The 17,012-nt window shown below is 61.6% G+C and carries 16 protein-coding genes; 14 read left to right on the forward strand and 2 right to left on the reverse strand.

Annotated elements, in window-relative coordinates; all coding sequences use genetic code 11:
• The first annotated feature begins 12 nt into the window (after positions 1 to 12).
• Together FHT75_RS18390 and FHT75_RS18395 are read left to right on the forward strand one after the other, a co-directional pair.
• Positions 13 to 849 carry an ABC transporter substrate-binding protein gene (locus FHT75_RS18390; RefSeq protein ID WP_028755773.1) on the forward strand — a complete coding sequence of 279 codons (837 nt, stop codon included), beginning with the start codon at positions 13 to 15 and terminating at the stop codon, positions 847 to 849.
• Positions 850 to 933: 84 nt separating this feature from the next.
• Positions 934 to 1,608 (forward strand): 4-carboxy-4-hydroxy-2-oxoadipate aldolase/oxaloacetate decarboxylase, encoded by a 675-nt coding sequence (locus FHT75_RS18395; protein WP_183845111.1) that lies wholly within the window; start codon positions 934 to 936, stop codon positions 1,606 to 1,608.
• An 86-nt stretch (positions 1,609 to 1,694) separates the two neighbouring features.
• On the opposite strand, the gene FHT75_RS18400 is transcribed toward FHT75_RS18395, so the two are convergent.
• Positions 1,695 to 2,729: a LacI family DNA-binding transcriptional regulator gene (locus tag FHT75_RS18400; protein ID WP_210299091.1), complete on the reverse strand. Its 1,035-nt coding sequence runs from the start codon at positions 2,727 to 2,729 to the stop codon at positions 1,695 to 1,697.
• 166 nt (positions 2,730 to 2,895) lie between these two features.
• Here FHT75_RS18400 and FHT75_RS18405 point away from each other — a divergent pair, with 166 nt between their 5' ends.
• From FHT75_RS18405 to iolD, 8 genes are all read left to right on the forward strand, one after another.
• Entirely contained in the window at positions 2,896 to 3,870 is a 975-nt protein-coding gene (locus FHT75_RS18405; protein WP_028755776.1) for a substrate-binding domain-containing protein, read from the forward strand.
• A 112-nt stretch (positions 3,871 to 3,982) separates the two neighbouring features.
• Entirely contained in the window at positions 3,983 to 4,969 is a 987-nt protein-coding gene (locus tag FHT75_RS18410; RefSeq protein ID WP_183845112.1) for an ABC transporter permease, read from the forward strand.
• A gap of 10 nt (positions 4,970 to 4,979) precedes the next feature.
• Positions 4,980 to 5,792 (forward strand): ATP-binding cassette domain-containing protein, encoded by an 813-nt coding sequence (locus FHT75_RS18415; RefSeq protein ID WP_028755778.1) that lies wholly within the window; start codon positions 4,980 to 4,982, stop codon positions 5,790 to 5,792.
• 92 nt (positions 5,793 to 5,884) lie between these two features.
• A complete protein-coding gene (locus FHT75_RS18420; protein WP_183845113.1) occupies positions 5,885 to 6,790 on the forward strand; it encodes a sugar phosphate isomerase/epimerase family protein in 906 nt (301 codons plus the stop codon).
• Positions 6,791 to 6,909: 119 nt separating this feature from the next.
• The gene (locus FHT75_RS18425; RefSeq protein WP_028755780.1) at positions 6,910 to 8,082 is read left to right on the forward strand and encodes a Gfo/Idh/MocA family protein; all 1,173 of its coding nucleotides are present in this window, start codon (positions 6,910 to 6,912) and stop codon (positions 8,080 to 8,082) included.
• A gap of 78 nt (positions 8,083 to 8,160) precedes the next feature.
• A complete protein-coding gene (locus FHT75_RS18430; RefSeq protein ID WP_028755781.1) occupies positions 8,161 to 9,102 on the forward strand; it encodes a sugar phosphate isomerase/epimerase family protein in 942 nt (313 codons plus the stop codon).
• 120 nt (positions 9,103 to 9,222) lie between these two features.
• Entirely contained in the window at positions 9,223 to 11,136 is a 1,914-nt protein-coding gene (gene iolC / locus FHT75_RS18435; protein WP_183845114.1) for a bifunctional 5-dehydro-2-deoxygluconokinase/5-dehydro-2-deoxyphosphogluconate aldolase, read from the forward strand.
• Positions 11,133 to 12,968 carry a 3D-(3,5/4)-trihydroxycyclohexane-1,2-dione acylhydrolase (decyclizing) gene (gene iolD / locus FHT75_RS18440; RefSeq protein ID WP_028755783.1) on the forward strand — a complete coding sequence of 612 codons (1,836 nt, stop codon included), beginning with the start codon at positions 11,133 to 11,135 and terminating at the stop codon, positions 12,966 to 12,968. The genes iolC and iolD overlap by 4 nt, the downstream gene beginning before the upstream one ends.
• Positions 12,969 to 12,974: 6 nt before the next feature.
• Here iolD and FHT75_RS18445 read toward each other — a convergent pair whose 3' ends face one another.
• Positions 12,975 to 13,898, reverse strand: coding sequence for a LysR family transcriptional regulator (locus FHT75_RS18445; protein ID WP_028755784.1), 924 nt, complete (start codon positions 13,896 to 13,898; stop codon positions 12,975 to 12,977).
• A 130-nt stretch (positions 13,899 to 14,028) separates the two neighbouring features.
• Between FHT75_RS18445 and FHT75_RS18450 the strand changes: the two genes are divergently transcribed.
• From FHT75_RS18450 to FHT75_RS18465, 4 genes are all read left to right on the forward strand, one after another.
• The gene (locus FHT75_RS18450) at positions 14,029 to 14,877 is read left to right on the forward strand and encodes a DODA-type extradiol aromatic ring-opening family dioxygenase (protein ID WP_028755785.1); all 849 of its coding nucleotides are present in this window, start codon (positions 14,029 to 14,031) and stop codon (positions 14,875 to 14,877) included.
• Positions 14,874 to 15,248 carry a glutathione S-transferase N-terminal domain-containing protein gene (locus FHT75_RS18455; protein ID WP_028755786.1) on the forward strand — a complete coding sequence of 125 codons (375 nt, stop codon included), beginning with the start codon at positions 14,874 to 14,876 and terminating at the stop codon, positions 15,246 to 15,248. The genes FHT75_RS18450 and FHT75_RS18455 overlap by 4 nt, the downstream gene beginning before the upstream one ends.
• A gap of 31 nt (positions 15,249 to 15,279) precedes the next feature.
• Positions 15,280 to 15,687 carry a DoxX family protein gene (locus FHT75_RS18460; protein WP_028755787.1) on the forward strand — a complete coding sequence of 136 codons (408 nt, stop codon included), beginning with the start codon at positions 15,280 to 15,282 and terminating at the stop codon, positions 15,685 to 15,687.
• Between the two features lie 125 nt (positions 15,688 to 15,812).
• Positions 15,813 to 16,997: a hypothetical protein gene (locus FHT75_RS18465; protein WP_028755788.1), complete on the forward strand. Its 1,185-nt coding sequence runs from the start codon at positions 15,813 to 15,815 to the stop codon at positions 16,995 to 16,997.
• Positions 16,998 to 17,012 lie beyond the last annotated feature (15 nt).

The following is a 17,012-nucleotide window of genomic DNA, read 5'->3' on the forward strand; positions in this document are numbered from 1 at the left end:
CGGAGAACAGCAATGAACTGGAAATGCCTAACCCTCACCGTCGCATTTGCCGGCATGGCGGCCGCCGTGCCCGCGAAAGCCGATCAGCTCGACAACATCATCTCGGCGAAAACCCTGCGCTGCGCGACATTCGCCGACGTTCCTCCCTTCGCCTCGCCCGATCCGAAGACCCGCGAAATGGCCGGTTTCGACGTCGACCTCTGCGGCGCCATCGCCAAGGAACTGGGCGTCAAGGCTGAAATCAAGCCGGTTTCGGTCGAGGCGCGTGTGCCCGAGGTCAAGCTCGGCCGCGTCGACATCACCGTTGCCAACCTTGCCTATACGCTCAGCCGCGCCGAGCAGATCCAGTTCAGCGATCCCTATTATCTCGCCAAGGAAATGCTGATCGTGCCGGCGGACGACGCCGGCAAGACGAAGGCCGATTTCGCAGGCCAGCGCATCGCTTCGACCAAGGGCTCGACGTCGGAAATGTCGATCAAGCTCAACAAATCCGACCCGCTGACCTTCCAGGATACCGCCTCTGCCTATCTCGCCGTCCAGCAGGGCAAGGCCCGCGGCATGGTGGCCAACACCATGACGACGACCAAATTCGTCAATGAATCGAAGAGCAAGGGCAAGCCGATGCGGATGATCGAGGAGCCGATGCTCTACCAGCCGATCGGCATCGGCATGGCCAAGGATCAGCCGGCGCTGACCGCCAAGATCAACGAGATCCTCCGCAAGCTCGACACATCGGGCGAGATCAACAAGATCTGGGACAAATGGCTCGGCCCGGATACCGAATACAAGATGAAGCGCACCGACAAGGTCGTATCGCTCTCCGAACTGAAGTTCGACCCGATCCCTTAAGACCTCGGCATCGTCCGATGACGATATCCAAACGAAATCAGACGGCGGGACATGCCCGCCGTCGGCCAACGATGGGAGGCACACATGATCCATATTAAAGATATTGCCGAACGGCCAAGCAAAGCCGATATCGACGCCGTTTCCAAATTTTCGCCCGCAACGATCCACGAAGCCCAAGGACGCCGCGGAGCCCTTTCCTCCCGCCTGAAGCCCGTCGACTACCGCATGAAACTCTGCGGTCCAGCCTTTACGGCAAAATGCGCGCCGCGTGACAACATCATGCTGCAGCTTGCCATCAACTACGCAAAGCCGGGCGATATCATCGTCGTCTCGGCGGGCGAATACGAAGAGGCCGGATCCTTCGGCGATGTCCTCGCCAACGCCTGCCTGGCAAAGGGCATCGGCGGTCTCGTGACCGACACCGGCGTACGCGACACGCTTCAGCTGAGGGAACTTGGCTTCCCGGTGTTCTCACTCAGCGTCTGCATCAAGGGAACAGTGAAGGAAACCATCGCGGCGGTGAACGACACGATCATCGTCGGCGGCGAAATCATCCATCCCGGCGACATCATCGCCGGCGATGCCGACGGTCTGGTGATCGTGCGTCGCCAGGAAGCGCAGGAAGTCGCCAGGCTGTCACAGGCCCGCGAAGATGCCGAGGCCGGCTATATCGCGGCATATAAGCAGGGTAAATCGGTTATCGAGGTCAGCAATCTCGAACCGGTGCTGAAAGCCAAGGGCCTCGTCGTCGACATCTGACGCGACAGCGCAATAGCTATCAGCCCTGCCACCTTATAGGGCGGCTGGTCTTTTCGGCCAGCCGCCTTATGCAAAACTAGAACGGTTCAAACACTTTCGGGCGTGATCGTTTCAAAGGGAACCACGCGCTGAAGGATGGTTGTACTGTCGCGGTGTTCGAGCGCTGCGATCATCGTGCCAATCAATTCGTCTGATATCTGATCCAAGGGATGGCACAAGGCCGCCATGATCAGGCCTTCCGTCAGGCCCTTGCGCGTTTCCGGGCCGATGTCGCGGCAGACGACCCTGACCTGATCCCGTTTTTCGGCAGGGGCTTCGCGAAGAGCACGCAGCACCCCGGAAATTCCCCCTCCAACGATGAAAATGCCTCTGAGGTCATCGAGTTCGGAAAGCAGCTGGCTCACGATCCGGTAGGCTTCCTGCGGCTCCTCATGTGTCGGTCTGCTGTCATCGACCTGAAGATGGGGCGCGTGCTCGCGCATATAGGATCGAAAGCTCGCATCGGAGACATCCTGGCACTGATAACGATGATTGCCGATGAACACGGCGATCCGGCCGGGCATCGGCGTGGTCTGAGCCAGAAACCATGCAGCGGTCCGCCCGAGTTTCCAATTGTCGGTGCCGACGAAGCCGGCGCGATCCCTGGCGGACTGATCGGTTATATAGGCAACAACCGGCTTTCCCCTCTCCTTGAGGGATTGGATGGTCTGCCCGATTAACGGGTGGTCACCCGCAATGACAGCAACTGCATCACAGCGTTTTCCGAGCGCTTCGAGCCGATCTGCAATATTTTGTGGCTCGAGGACATCGACGAAATCGACCACAGCCACGATTTTCTCGTGCTGGCGTCTCGCGGCGGCTTCCGTGATCTTGGAGCCGAACAGCCGGTAAAGCTCGCGGCTTGACTGCTGGAGAAGAAAGCCGAAACGATAATTCGGCAGGAGCCGCTGCCGGCGGTCCTCGATCACGCCGCAGCCATAAAATCCAATCTCTTCCGCGGCATTTTGCACCCTCTCGATCGTTTCCGCACGCACTGCGCCGGCACCTCCGAGGATGCGGTTGACCGTGGCGATGCTGACGCCGGAGGCCTGGGCAAGATCGGCAATGGTCGGTCTCTTCATGATATATTTTGTTCCATTCTTGGATGAAACGAAATGATATATTAATTTCACAGAAACGCAATAGACATTCCATTTCCAGATGTCAGTTGATACAAATATTCCAGCGAGTTGGGAGCCTTGCTTTGAGGAATTGTTACTCTCGACCGCCTTTTTGGGAGGAAATCACATGAGTTTTTCAATGCGCGCCGTACGCGGGCTGCTGGCTGGCGCTGTTTTCGTTCTTGGCGCTTCTTCTGTCCTGGCCGCGAATATTGCCGTCGTCGGCGGCAAGACCGACGACGAATTCTGGAGCCGCATCAAGAAGGGCGTCGACGACGCCCGGCTCGTCGTCGAGAAGAACGGTGGCTCCGTCAGCTATCTGCAGCTGCAGACCTACGACAATCTCGGGCCTGACGCCGCACAGCTCGTCCGCACGGCCATCAGCCAGGGCGTGACCGGCATCGTGGTGCCCGACTGGGTGCCCGAGGCGGAAGACGAGGCCATCAAGGCTGCCGTCGCTGCGGGCATCAAAGTCATCCTCATGAATGCCGGCAACATCGACAAGGCTCGCGAGCTTGGCGCGATCAACTATGTCGGCTCGGATGAATACACCGCCGGCAAGGCAGGCGGCGAATATTTCGCGTCCAAGGGTGCGAAAAATGTCATTTGCGTCAATACGCTCCCGGGTGCGGCAAACCAGGAGGCCCGTTGCAAGGGTGTCATCGACGGCATCACCGGAAAGGGCGGCACTGGCAAGCAGCTGCCGTTGCCGGCGACCAGCTTCGGCGATCAGACGGCGATCGCCGAGGCCGTCAAGGCGACACTGCTCCAGGACGACACCATCGACGGCGTCCTCAATGTTGGGGCTTCCGACGCTGATGCGGCTGCGAGCGGGATCGCTCAGGCGAACAAAGTCGGCAAGGTCGCGCATGGCACCTTCGACCTCAATGCCTCGGGCCTTGCCCGCATCAAGGACGGTTCGCAGACCTTTGCGATCGACCAGCAGCCTTACCTGCAGTCGCTGCTGGGGGTTTCGCTTCTCGCCGCGCATATCGACTACGGCACCAACCTGCCGACCGCACCGGTGCTGACCGGCCCGGGCATCGTCGATACGTCGAACATCGACGCCACCCTGGCCGGCGTCAAGGAAGGCGCTCGCTGATCGTTCGAAACGGGCTCCGACCCGCGGAAAAATACGCGGGTCGAAGTCTATCGGGCGTGCGGACCACCGCGTCCGCACGCCTGGAGATTCACGCCCAAACTGGGATAGGCATATGAACAATCTTTCATTCGGCAACCTGTTGCGCCGTCCCGAGGCGGGTGCATTCCTCGGACTTGTCGGCGTCCTCCTGTTCTTCGTCGTGTTCGGCAGCACCAAATTCCTGGAGCCCGCCGGCGCCGCAAGTTGGCTCAACGTCGCCGCCAATCTCGGCATTATCGCTCTTCCCATCGGACTTTTGATGATCGCAGGCGATCTCGACATTTCGATCGGCGCGATGATCCCCGCCGGCTCCATGACCGTCGCGGTCCTCTCGGGCTACTACGATCTTCCCATATGGGTCGGAATGTTCGGTGCGCTTGCCTTCGGCCTCATCGTCGGGCTGGTCAACGGCTACCTCGTCGTGCACACGGCCGTGCCTTCGCTGATCGTTACGCTCGGCACCCTCTTTGCGGTACAGGGCCTGATGCTTGGCACCTCGGTTCTCGTCACCGGCACGACGAGCGTGGCACTGACGGCCGACCCTTGGGCAAAGTTCCTTTTCGGGCAATTCCTGGGCGGATCGTTTCAGGTGATCATTCTGTGGTGGGTGGCCATCACCGCGATCTTCATCTTCTTCATTCACTTCTCGCCTTACGGAAACTGGATTTTCGCGATGGGCGGCGACAAGGTCAGTGCCCGCAACGCCGGCATTCCGACGACCCGCCTGACGATGGTTCTCTTCGTCCTCTCGGCGATGAGCGCGTCCTTCGTCGGCATGTGCCAAGCCATCCTGTTCAATTCCGCGCAGGTTTCGGGCGGGATGACATTCATCTTCAACTCGATCATCTCGGTCGTCGTCGGAGGTGTGCTGCTGACCGGAGGCTTCGGGTCCGTGATCGGGATCTTCTTCGGCACGATCACCTTTGCCGTCGTCAACCAAGGCATCTATTTCACGACCTTCGACCGCAATTGGTCGAGCCTGATCATCGGCGTGATGCTGCTCGTGGCCGTCCTGATGAACAATACGTTCCGCCAGATGGCGCTGAAGAAGAAGAAGTGAGAGCTGAGACATGGCTGGCCCAATTCTTGAACTTGAAAACGTCAACAAGTCCTTCGGCCCGATCGATGTGCTCTACGACATCACATTGAGCGTTCATCCCGGTGAAGTGCTTTGCCTGCTGGGTGACAACGGCGCGGGAAAGTCCACCCTGATCAAGACGTTTGCCGGTGTCTACAAGCCGACGAGCGGCACGGTGAAGTTCGAAGGCCGGCCGATCGTCTTCCAGAATCCGCGCGAAGCTGCAGACCTCGGCATCGCAACGGTGCATCAGTTCGGCGGCACCTTTCCGCTGATGAGCATCGGCCGTTCGTTCTTCGTGGGGCGGGAGCTGACCAAGGGCTTCGGCCCGTTCAAGATCTACGACCGCAAAGCCGCAAATGAAATCGCCGTCAAGGCCGTGCGCGAGTTCGGCATCACCCGTATCGACGATGGCGATCGCCTGATCGGCGGTCTGTCGGGCGGGGAGCGGCAATCCCTGGCAATCGCCCGAGCCGTCCACTTCGGCGCCCGAGTGCTGATCCTCGACGAGCCGACCGCGGCTCTCGGCGTCAAGGAGGCGGCGCATGTGCTGCGCATTGTCCTGGAAGCGCGCCGTCGCGGCCTCGCCGTCATTTTCATCACCCACAACGTCATTCACGCCATGACGGTGGGAGACCACTTCGCGGTGCTCATCAAGGGTGCGAAGGCGGCAGATTTCCGCAAGGGCGAAAAGACACGCGAAGAGATCACCGACCTGATGGCAGGAGGCGAGGCCATGGCCGAACTCGAAGCCGAAATCGAAGCGTATTCGACGGCGCACAGCGGACATCCCCCGCCGGTCTGAGCGACCGCCGCAACGGATGAACTCCAGAAACTCTAATGAGCTCGCCTACGCCGGCGGGATGGCCCAGCACAATCATCGGACAGGTAACAGCCATGAAGATAGCAATCGACCCCTTTATGCATCGCCACCTCTCACTCGAAGAATTGCCCTTGAAAGTGGCCGAACTCGGATACGAGTGGATAGAACTCAGCCCGCGGGCCGATTTTCTCGAGTGGTTCAAGGCTCCGCGCGTGTTTCCGGCCCGCGCCAAAGCATTCAAGAAAGCACTTTCCGACGCCAATGTCGGCATTGCCTCGATCTTGCCGATGTACCGGTGGGCCTCGAACGATGAAAATGAGCGGCAAGCTGCCGTCAAGCACTGGAAGCGCGCCATTGAGATCAGTGTCGAACTCGGCGTCGACACGATGAATTCGGAATTCGGCCGCGGGCCCCACCCGGACAAGGGTTCGTGCTACTGCTGCCATACCGGCTCCATGATCGAGGCCTGCGAAGACGCCTGGTGGCGTTCGATGGAAGAGTTGGTGCCGATCTTTGAAAAGGAAGGCATAAATCTGCACGTCGAACCGCACCCCGAGGATTGGTGCGAAACCCTGCAGCCAGCACTCGATATCATCAGGACGGTCAACTCGAAGAACGTCAAGTTTCTCTATTGCGCGCCGCATACCTTCTATTTCGGTGACGACACCAAGGCGATGCTCCGGGAAGCAAAGGACGTGCTCGCCCATGTCCATGTCGGCGACACCTTCAATCACAAGGCCTCCTCCGGGCTCCGCTACATCCTCAACCCTCCGGGCACGCAGGCCAGGGTGCACCAGCACCTGAACATCGGCCAGGGCGAGGTTCCCTGGGAGGATTTCTTCAGCACGCTGGCCGAGATCGGGTTCGACGGCATCATGACCGCATGTGTTTTCGCCTGGGAGGACAAGGCCGACCACTCCGGCAAGTTCATGCGCGCCGAAATGCAGCGCTTTGTCGACAAGTACTGGACCGCGAAATAACGCGCGATGCCCCTCCAGCGCTTCGCGATGCAGCCAGGTGATTGGCGCGAGCGACCGCGACCGGGGTTCTGCCCAGAACGCTCAAACATCACAGACATTCATTCCTGGAAGGACAGAAGATGATCAACGGAGAAAGAACCATCGAGCGCCCGCTGCGCTGGGGCATGGTCGGCGGCGGCCGCACCGGGCAGGTGGGCTACAAGCACAGAACCGGCGCCCAGCGCGATGGCACATACCGGCTCGTCTGCGGCGCCTTCGATCTCGACGCCGAGCGCGGGCGCGACTTCGGCACGAAGCTCGGCGTCGCCGCCGACCGGTGCTACGATGACTATAAGGAGTTGCTCGCCAAGGAGGCCGGACGCGAGGACGGCGTCGAGGTTGTCTCGATCGCCACCCCGAACTTCACCCATTACGAGATCACCAAGGCATGCCTCGAAGCCGGCCTTCATGTGATCTGCGAAAAGCCGCTGTTCTTCACCGTCGCCGAATGTGACGAGGTCGCGAGACTCGCCGAAAAGAAGGGCCTGATCGTCGGCGTCACCTACGGCTTCACCGGCCATCCGCTGGTTCATCAGATGGCGGCGATGGTCAAGAAGGGCATGCTCGGCGATATAAGAATTGTCGACATGCAATATACCCACGGCTTCAACGCGGGCGACGATATCGGCGCCGGCGAAGCCGTGAAGTGGCGCACCAATCCCAAGACCGCCGGCCCGACCTTCGTTCTCGGCGATATCGGCACGCACCTCTACTATCTCTCCGAAGTGGTGCTGCCGCATATGAAGATCGAAAAGCTGCTCTGCGACCGCAAGGCCTTCATTCCGACCCGTGCGCCGCTCGAAGACCACGCGACCGTTCTCATGCATTACGACAACGGCGCCCGGGGCCGTCTTTGGGTGTCCTCGGTGAATGCCGGCAATATGGGTTCGCAGCGCTACCGTTTCGTCGGTTCCAAGGCCTCGATCGAATGGTCCGATTCCCATCCCGATCAGCTGATTTACGAAGTGCAGGGCGAACCGAACCGCACCCTGCACCACGGCATGCCCTACCTCGAAGAGGAAAGCCTCGCCTGCGATCGCATGGGCGCGCTGCATACCGAGGGCCTCGGTGACAGCTGGGCGAACATCTACCTCTGGATCGCCCAGGCGATCGACGCAAAACGCCGCGGCGACGAGGCCTTCCTCAAGAACCATCATTATCCCGGCATCGAAGCCGGCACCGAAGGTGTGCGCTGGCTGGAAAACTGCGTCCGCTCGGCAGACGCAGGTTCGGCTTGGGTCGAGTTCAATTGATCAATCAGGGGACGTGCCGGATCTCCTCCATCCTCCTCCCAGGCGCGTCCCCAACCCCGCTTTTAGAAAGACAATGACATGAAACTATCGATCTGCACCGACGTGATGGGCGACCTTTCCTTCACCGACATGCTCGACAAATGCGTCAAACTGGGTGTCGAAGGCATTGAAATGACCGGCGGCGGCTGGTCTCGTGCGCCGCATTTCCGCGCCGACGAGCTGCTTGCCGACAAGGGTCTCTTGAAGACGAAGCTCAAGGAAATTGAAGCGCGGGGCCTGGAAATCGCTGCCCTCAATTGCTCGGCCAACCCGCTCGATCCGGGTGACATGGGCAAGCGCCACCGCAAGGAGATGGAGCAGACGATCCGTCTCGCCGGTGAAATCGGCGTGAAGACCATCGTCACCATGTCCGGACTGCCGGAAGCAGCACCCGGCGACATGGTTCCGAATTGGCTGGTCTACACGAAAAGCTGGCCGGAGGAGATGCCCGAGCGCGATCGCTACCAGTGGGAGGACCGCGCATTCCCACTCTGGCATGATCTCGTGAAGCTTGCCAAGGAAGTGGGCGTCGAGAAGTATGCGCTGGAAAACTTCTCGGCCATGCTCGTCTGGAACCCCGAGACTCTGTTCCGTCTGCGCAACGAGGTCGGCCCGACCGTCGGCATGAACCTCGACCCCAGTCACCTGTTCTGGAAGGGTGCCGACCCGATCGCCTCCGCCCGGGCGCTTGGAAACGCAATCCACCATTGCCATGGCAAGGACACGCGCATCGAACGCGGGCTTGCCGATGTCAACGGTCTCCTTGAACTCAAGGACGTCACTGATGTCGCCAACCGCACCTGGAACTACGTTGCCGTCGGTGCCGGACATGATCTGCAGTGGTGGAAGGAATTCTTCTCCGTCGTCCGCATGGTCGGTTACAACGGTTGGGTCAGCCTGGAAATGGAAGACTTCACCATGTCGACCGAGGCCGGCATCCAGTCCTCCATCGATGCGCTGCAGGCAACGATCAGCCGCTGATGGGCAGGCGCGGGCGACATTCGCCCGCGCCCCCCTGCATTCGTCGTTTGCTGCGAAGAGGCCGGCGATGCCCAAACCGATCACCAAGACAGATTTCAATAGGACTGCGAGGAAACCGACATGACCAAGACATTGGACGTGATCACGATCGGGCGAGCCGGCGTCGACCTCTATGGCGCACAGGTCGGAGGACGGCTGGAGGATATGGGATCCTTCGAAAAATATATCGGCGGCAGTCCGACCAACATCGCCTGCGGCACGGCGCGACTGGGCCTCAACTCGGCGCTGATCTCCCGGGTGGGCGATGAGCATATGGGCCGGTTCATCCGCGAGGAGCTTGCCCGACATGGTGTCGACGGTAGGGGTGTGGTGACCGATCCCGAGCGCCTGACGGCACTCGTCATCCTCGGCATCCGCGACGAGGAACGGTTCCCGCTGATATTCTACCGGGAAAACTGCGCCGACATGGCGCTTTGCGAGGAGGATATCGACGAGGCCTTCGTTGCCAGCGCCCGCTCGGTGTTGGTGACGGGAACACATCTGTCGCATCCGCGCACGGAAGCCGCCGTGCTGAAGGCGCTCGCCTTTGCTCGCAAGCATGGCGCCCGGACGGCTCTCGACATCGACTATCGTCCGAACCTTTGGGGTGTGGCCGGTCATGGCGAGGGGGAAAGCCGCTATGTGGCAAGTGGGCAGGTGACCGAAAAACTGCAGGCGACGCTTCATCTGTTCGATTTGATCGTCGGAACCGAGGAAGAATTCCACATCGCCGGCGGGACGACCGATACCGTGGCGGCGCTCAGGGCGGTACGCGCCGTCACCGCGGCGACGCTCGTCTGCAAACGCGGCGCCAAGGGGGCGGTCGCATTCGAAGACGCGATACCGGATAATCTCGACGACGGCATTTCGGACGAGGGTTTCCCGGTCGAAGTCTTCAACGTTCTCGGCGCCGGAGACGGCTTTTTCGCCGGGCTGCTGAAAGGCTGGCTTGACGGCGAGGATTGGCCGACCGCGCTCCGATACGCCAATGCCTGCGGCGCTTTTGCCGTCTCCCGTCACGGCTGCACGCCGGCCTATCCGTCACTTCAGGAGCTGAATTTCTTCCTTAAGCGCGGCATGATGCGCCCCGACCTGCGCAATGATGCCGCACTGGAGCAGATGCACTGGTCGACCAACCGGCATGGCGACTGGTCCGAAATGCGCGTCTTCGCCTTCGATCACCGGATGCAGCTCGAAAGCATGACGGGTTACACGCCGTCGAAGGGCGGCGCCTTCAAGGAGCTTTGCCTTCAGGCAGCCCTGGAAGTGCAGAAGGGGCGAACCGGCTACGGGATCCTCTGCGACGACCGGATTGGCCGGCGCGCGCTCCATACCGCCTCCGGCACCGGCCTGTGGATCGGCAGACCCTGCGAATGGCCGGGGTCGCGGCCTCTGACCTTGGAGCCGTCCCTCGGTCCCGATTGCGGCGGGCTGTCGGAATGGGCGCGCGAGAACGTCGTCAAGGTGCTCTGCTTCTGCCACCCTGATGACGACGATTCGACCTGGGACCGGCAACTGGCGGAAGTGCGTCGGCTTTACGTGGCGTCGCGCCGCAACAGGTTGGAATTCCTGCTCGAGGTCATCCCGTCCAAGGTCGCCAGCGTCACCACGGATACGACCGCGACACTGATCCGCCGCTTCTATGCCGAAGGCATTTATCCCGATTGGTGGAAGCTCGAGCCGCTGGACGAACCCGAAGCATGGGCGCGGGTCTGCGCCGCCATCGAGGAAAACGATCGTCATACCAGAGGGATCGTCGTCCTCGGCCTGGATGCGCCGGAGGACCTCTTGAAGGCGAGCTTCGAAGTTGCCGCGCGCTTCCCGCTCGTCAAGGGATTTGCCGTCGGCCGGACGATCTTCGGCTCGGTCGCCCGCGGCTGGTTCGAAGGCACGATCGGTGACGAAGAGGCCGTCGAGGAGATGGCGATACGATACTCCAGGCTCTGCGCGGTCTGGGACGGCGCACGGGCGCGCGTACGGGAGGCAGCAGAATGAGAACCATACGACTGACCGCGGCGCAGGCTATGGTGAAATGGCTTTCGGTGCAGATGACGGAGGATGGCGAGCGCTTCATCGAAGGCGTCTGGGCGATCTTCGGTCACGGCAACGTCGCCGGTATCGGAGAGGCCCTGCATGGGATCGGCGATGCCCTTCCCACTTGGCGCGGCCAGAACGAACAGACCATGGCGCATGCGGCGATCGCTTATTCGAAGACGCTGAAGCGCCGGCGCGCCCAGGCGGTGACGTCCTCGATCGGCCCGGGCGCCACCAATCTGATCACGGCCTGCGCGCTTGCCCATGTCAACAGACTGCCCGTGCTGTTCATACCCGGCGACATCTTTGCCAACCGCCGCCCCGAGCCGGTGCTGCAACAGATCGAGGACATGAACGACGGAACCGTCAGCGCCAATGATTGCTTCCGGCCGGTCTCGGCCTATTTCGACCGGATCGCCCGTCCCGAGCATCTCCTGACCTGCCTGCCGCGCGCCCTGGCGGTCATGACCGATCCGGGCAGTTGCGGCCCGGTCACGCTGGCATTCTGCCAGGATGTGCAGGCAGAACTCTACGACTACCCGGAAGCGTTTTTCGAACCGAAAGCTTGGCGCATCCGCCGTCCCGAACCGGACCCGCGGGAGGTCGAAGATCTTGCCGACGCCATCCGGGCCGCGCGCAGGCCGGTCATCATATCAGGCGGCGGCGTCATCTATTCTGAGGCCGAGGCCGAGCTCGCCGCATTCGCGGAGAAGCACCATATCCCCTTTGTCGAAACGCAAGCCGGGAAGGGCGCCAACAGCTGGGAGCACCCGCTGAATTTCGGGTCGCCTGGCGTGACCGGATCGGCGTCGGCCAACGCCCTTTGCGCCGAGGCGGATCTCGTGATCGGCATCGGCACGCGTTTCCAGGATTTCACCACCGGCAGCTGGGCGCTTTTCCGCAATCCCACGCGGCGGCTCGCCTCGATCAACCTTGCCGGATACGATGCCACCAAGCATTCGGCATTGCCCTGCGTCGGCGATGCCAGGATCACGCTCACGCGCCTTTCCGCAGCACTCAAGGCCTATCGCGGGCCTGAGGTCGATGCCGGGATCAGGACCGATTGGCATAGAACGGTCGAGCGCGTGACGGCGGCACCGGAAACGGACGGGCCGGGACACCTGCCCACCGACGCACAGGTCATCGGCGCCGTGCAGCGGGCGGCGACGGAAATCTCCGTGGTCATGTGCGCGGCCGGCACCATGCCGGGCGCACTGCAGGTGCTGTGGCAGTCCGCCAAGGGCGGATACCACATGGAATATGGTTTCTCCTGCATGGGTTACGAAGTGGCAGGCGCCATGGGCATCAAGCTCGCGCGCCCCGACAAGGACGTCATCTGCTTCGTCGGCGATGGTTCCTACATGATGGCCAATTCGGAACTCGCCACCGCCGTCATGCGGCGGGTGCCGTTCACCGTCGTGTTGACCGACAATTGCGGCTACGGCTGCATCAACCGTCTCCAGATCGAGTGCGGCGGCGCCGAGTTCAACAACATGTACAAGGACTGCAATGTCGATGTGCAGCCCGAGATCGACTTTGTCGCGCACGCCGCCTCGATGGGCGCCCATGCCGAAAAGATAGGGTCGATCGCCGAACTCGAGGCACGCATCGCCGCCGCGCGGGGGCGGAACATTCCGAGCGTTCTGGTGATCGACACCGATGCGGTTCCTGGAAGCGACGCAGGCGGCCATTGGTGGGATGTCGCCGTTCCGCAGGTCGGCGGCCCGGAGCGGCTCGAGCGAGCCCGCGCGCGTTACACCGAGAATGCCGCCAATCAACGCGTGTTCGATTGATGCAGGTCAGCCTGTCGGCCGGTTCTCGCCGGTCTCAGAGCAGAGGTTCTTTCGTGAAGCCAGGAAGTCGATGAAGGTGCGGACCTTGGCGGACAGATATTTCCTGCTGGGATAGACGGCGTGCAGGGTCGTGCTGAACATCACCTCTTCGGGGAGCACCACTTCCAGCCGGCCCTCGGCGATATCGGTCTGCGTCATCCACGCCGGCAGGAAGACCAGACCCATGCCCTCCAACGCGGCCAGGTGCAGCATGATCTCGTTTTCGCTCAGCATGACGGGGCGGAACTTCATCGTCGTCTGGCCCTTCGGTCCGTCGAGGGTCATGCTGCCGCTGGGATTCATGCCTTTGTAGAGCAAGATCGAATGCCCGTTGAGATCGCCGACTTTCGATGGCCGGCCGGTGCGCGTGAGATAGGCAGGGGACGCGACAAGATGAAAGGGGACGTCCATCACCGGCCGCGCGATGAGGCCGGGATCGAGCCGGTCGGGCGACGTGGCGCGGAGTGCCAGGTCAAAGCCCTCGTCGACGAGATTGACCAGCCGGCCGCTGAAATCCATGTCGAAGCACACGTCGGGATAGCGCTGATGATATTCCGCGATCACGCGGGCAATCGGCGTGTTCGCAAACCACATCGGGACACTTAGCCTCAAGGTCCCGCGCGGCGTCACCGTGACATTGCTGACGGCGTCTTCCACCTCGTCCAGGCCGTCGAGCAACAGCCTGGCCTGGTTGAAATAGAGCGTGCCGGTCTCGGTCATGCTGACAGAGCGGCTGGTACGGTTGAGCAACCGGCTTCCCAGCCGTTTCTCCAAGTGCATCACATGTTTGCTTGCCATCGCCGGCGAGAGACCGAGACGATCGGCGGCGGCCGTGAAGTTCTTCAATTCCGCCACAGTGCAGAAGACGCGCAGGCTCGTTAACGTATCCATCGATCATCAACATAGAGGAAACGTTCGCTCAATGAAAGCGTGATTGATCAATTGCTACGAAACGACGAATTTGGCTGCCGGAACCAAACTTCCTGTTCCAAGCCAGTATCGCTTCGAAAGAATGCAATCCGTGACCAGTCTTCGTCTTCCCACCTATTTCGTCAGTCATGGCGGCGGCCCCTGGCCCTATATGAGCGGCGAGTTCCGTCGCAACTTCGACAAGCTCGAGCAGTCGCTGATCGAGATGCGGGCCGAACTCGGCGATGCGCCCAAGGCGATCCTCATGGTCTCGGCGCATTGGGAGGAGCAGGGCTTTGCCGTCTCCTCCGGCGAAAGACCGGGGATGCTCTACGACTTTTACGGCTTCCCGGAATATCTGTACCACGTCAAGTACGGCGCTCCGGGCTCTCCCGAACTCGCGCGGCATGTCCGGGAATTGCTGAAGGCCGGCGGCATCGACGCCTGGCTCGATCCCGCCCGCGGCTTCGATCACGGCACCTACGGCATCATGCAGCCGCTCTACCCCGAAGAAGACATGCCCGTGGTCCAGCTCTCCATCCATGCCAGCTACGATCCCGCCGTCCACCTTAAGGTCGGGCGGGCGCTGGCGCCGTTGCGCGACGAGGGCGTGCTGATCATCGGCGGCGGTCTCAGCTATCACAATCTGAGGGCTTTCCAGGATGGCAGCGGACGCGAGCCATCCCGGCAATTCGATGCCTGGCTCCAGCAGACGCTGCTGCGTTCGCCGCCCGAAGAACGTGCCGAGCGGTTGTTGAACTGGGAGCGGGCGCCGCTCGCCCGCGCCGCGCATCCAAGAGAAGATCATCTCATCCCGCTGATGGTCGCGGTCGGCGCCGCAGGGAGCGAACCGGGCGCCGTCACCTATCACCAGACCGATTTTGCCGGCGGGCTCACCGCATCCAGCTTCCGTTTCGGCGCAACACCACGGCCCATCCTTTCCAAGGGAGACCTGCAATGACCGACAATACCCTGAAACCGATCCTCTACTTCAAGCAGAACTGCCCGTTCTGCTTCAAGGTCCGGCTGTTCCTGCTCGAAGCAGGCTTGAACGAAGACGTCGAGATCCGCGAATTTGTCTCCGGATCGCCAGCCGAGGACGACATTCGAGCCGAGCTCAGCCCGCACTTGGACAAGGTGAGTTTCCCCGCCGCCCGGCTCGAACCTGGCCGTTACATTGCCGAGTCGGATGACATCGTCGCCTTCCTAGCGGCAAAGGCCGGCCGCGAACCGGCTTCCATGCCGGCATTCACCAACTATGTCGAAGGCCCTCTGAAGCTCGTGATGAACCTCTGGAAAGAGAACATCGAGCTCAAGGCGGCGGCCGCTTGAACATCAAAACCATCATTCAGGAGAAATACCGATGCCAGACACGACCAAGTGGACGCCTTATATCCTCGCCATTTTGCGGATCGTCACCGCGCTGCTGTTCCTTGAACATGCCACGATGAAATTCTTTCAATTCCCGGCCGCCATCCCGGGCATACCGTCGCCTTTGCCCACGATGATCCTCGTCGCCGGTGCAATCGAGGTCATCACTGGCCTGCTGATGACGGTCGGCTACTACACCCGCGTCGCCGCCTTCATCGCTTCGGGCGAAATGGCCGCCGCTTACTGGATGGCGCATGCGCCGCAAAGCTTCTGGCCGGCGCTCAACATGGGCGAGTCCGCCATCTTGTTCTGCTTCGTTTTCCTTTATCTCGCCTTTGCCGGCCCTGGCCGCCTGGCAATCGACAATGCAGCGAAGCAGACGTCGCTCGCGAGAGCCTAAGCCCTCGACCTCCGCACTCCCGCTGTGCAGCGGGAGTGCCTTCAGATGACTGCGCGCAAAGATCCATCTGGACACTATTATGGACACATGTTCTATAAAGTGGACAGATTTGACGGGAGCGGGCGATGCATCTTTCCATGTGGACTTATCCCTGGGACATCCAGGATCAGGGGCTTGGTGCGTTTGCCGCCGAGCTTGACGGCCGCGCGGGCCTGAACACGGTCAGCCTGGCGACCTCCTATCATGCCGGCCGTTTCCTTCAGCCGCGCAGCCCGCAGCAGAAGGCCTATTTTCCCGAGGACGGAACGGTCTATTTCCGGCCGGATGAAAATCTCTGGCAGGACAAGCTGATCCGGCCGCTGATGGCCGGGAATGTCACTGAGCGCGGCGACATGCTGGATGCGCTCGTCAGGGCGCGCGATGCGACGGGCCTCAAGGTCTCCTGCTGGACGGTCTGCCTGCACAATAGCCGCCTCGGCATGCTGCATCCCGATCATGTGACGCGAAACGCCTTCGGCAATGCCAACTACTACAATCTCTGCCCCTCCAGCCCGGCGGCGCGGGACTATGCCGTCACCCTCGTGCGCGACATCACGACGAACTACTGGCCCGACATGGTGGAACTCGAGAGCCCGAACTTCATGGGCTTCGCGCATGAATACCACCACGAAAAAGACGGCGTCGGCCTGAATGCCGAAGACGATTTCCTGCTGTCGCTCTGCTTCTGCGACCATTGCACGGCGCGCGCCGAAAAGGCCGGCGTGCCGGTCGAAGGCGCGCGCCGCTCGGTCGCGCGCTTCATCGCCGAGCTCTGCGAAAGGGCTGTCCCGGAACCGCAGTTCCCGGACTTCCCGGCAGCCGGCATCGATGCCTTCCGCGACCATCCCGACCTGCATGCCTATCTCACCTGGCGCAGCGAGCCGGTGACCAGCCTGATCGGCGAAATCAAGGCGGCCGCCGACCCGGCGACACGCGTCGTGCTGATCGACCTGAAGGACGGCTGGCTCGGCGGCGTCGATCTCGCAGCCGCCGGCAAGCTCTGCGACGGGGCGATCCTATGCTGCTACGACATGGCGCCTGATGCCATCGGCGATGTCATCCGGACCGGCCGGGCGGCAATCGGGCCGGACAAATTTCTCGGGGTGGGCCTGCGCGTCTTCTATCCCGAGGTGAGCGCGGCTGCGGTGCTGGCAGCGCGTGCCAGGGCCGCCGTCGATGCCGGCGCTGACGGCGTGAACTTCTACAATTACGGCCTGATCCCGGCCAAACGTCTCGACTGGGTCAAGGCGGCAGTCGACGCCATCACTTGAGCAGATCGGCGCTCT

Source organism: Rhizobium sp. BK112, assembly GCF_014193215.1.
Taxonomy (GTDB): Bacteria; Pseudomonadota; Alphaproteobacteria; order Rhizobiales; family Rhizobiaceae; genus Rhizobium; species Rhizobium anhuiense.